This window comes from Pseudomonas sp. 05T35 (assembly GCF_056396605.1).
In genome coordinates, this window is record NZ_JBFTLU010000730.1 from 1 (window position 1) to 1,299 (window position 1,299).

The 1,299-nt window shown below is 55.2% G+C and carries 3 protein-coding genes; all 3 read right to left on the reverse strand.

The features are described from left to right. Window positions 1-134: 134 nt before the first annotated feature. The gene (locus AC1DH9_RS29300) at window positions 135-491 is read right to left on the reverse strand and encodes a MerR family transcriptional regulator (protein ID WP_003179985.1); all 357 of its coding nucleotides are present in this window, start codon (window positions 489-491) and stop codon (window positions 135-137) included. Beyond that, window positions 472-774: an integration host factor subunit alpha gene (gene ihfA, locus AC1DH9_RS29305; protein ID WP_002553164.1), complete on the reverse strand. Its 303-nt coding sequence runs from the start codon at window positions 772-774 to the stop codon at window positions 472-474. Before ihfA ends, AC1DH9_RS29300 begins: the two co-directional genes overlap by 20 nt. A 3-nt stretch (window positions 775-777) precedes the next feature. Next, window positions 778-1,299, reverse strand: a 522-nt coding sequence (locus tag AC1DH9_RS29310) for a phenylalanine--tRNA ligase subunit beta-related protein (protein ID WP_477809351.1), incomplete at its 5' end; no start/stop codon positions are given.

The window sequence follows — 1,299 nt, forward strand, 5'->3', positions numbered from 1 at the left end:
CCCCATGCCCCATGCTAGTGCGCTACCGGACTGCGCTACGCCCCGACTAGGCGTGAAACCTGTTCCTCATCTCGAGGAACGCTCAAGAATATATCGCAAGCTTTTGAAAACTGGAAGTATTTAAAAGCAGGAATTTATTTCTTGAGTACCACCAGAACATCTTCGAGCTCGGCGATCATCTGGCGGATCATTTGCTTGTATTGGGTGGTGTCGTCTTTGGCTTCATCGCCGGAAAGGCGCAGGCGCGCTCCGCCGATGGTGAACCCCTGGTCGTAGAGCAACGCGCGGATCTGCCGGATCATCAGCACATCCTGGCGCTGATAGTACCGGCGATTTCCGCGGCGCTTGACGGGGTTGAGTTGAGGAAACTCCTGCTCCCAGTAGCGCAGCACGTGCGGTTTTACCGCACAAAGCTCGCTGACTTCACCAATGGTGAAGTAGCGTTTGCCTGGGATGACGGGAAGCTCGTCGTTATGACTTGGTTCCAGCATAAGCCTCAACTCGGGCCTTCAACTTCTGCCCTGGACGAAAGGTGACCACACGGCGAGCCGTGATCGGGATTTCTTCTCCCGTTTTCGGATTGCGGCCAGGCCGCTGGCGTTTGTCACGAAGGTCGAAGTTGCCGAAACCGGACAACTTCACCTGTTCGTTGTCTTCAAGAGCGTGCCTGATTTCTTCAAAGAACAGTTCGACCAATTCCTTGGCCTCCCGCTTGTTCAGGCCCAGCTCTTCATACAGACGTTCCGCCATCTCAGCTTTCGTCAAAGCCCCCATACGTCACTTCCTTAACGTGGCGTTCAACCTTTGTTCGAGCGAGGTGAGGATGTTTTGCGTCGTGGTATTCACCTCATCGTCATTAAGAGTGCGCGATGGATGCTGCCAGGTCAAGCCAACTGCAAGGCTTTTTCTATGCGGATCAATACCTTTACCCTGATACACGTCAAATAGCCTGAGGTCCGTCAGCCATTCGCCTGCATTTTCACGGATTACGTCCAGTACGGCACTGGCTGCAACGTCTTTGTCCGCCAGCAGCGCAAGGTCACGACGCACTTCAGGGAAGCGCGACAACTCGCTGAATTTAGGCATTTTGCCCAGTGCTACTTCGGCCAGCACCAGCTCGAATACGARGACCGGACGGTCGAGACCGAGGGTTTTCGACAATTCAGGGTGGATAGCGCCGATGTAACCGACTACGCGACCTTCACGCTCGATGCGCGCGGTTTGACCCGGGTGCAACGCAGGGTGACTGCCTGGTACGAATTTGAACGAATCCAGAGCACCGGCAAAGCCCAGCACCGC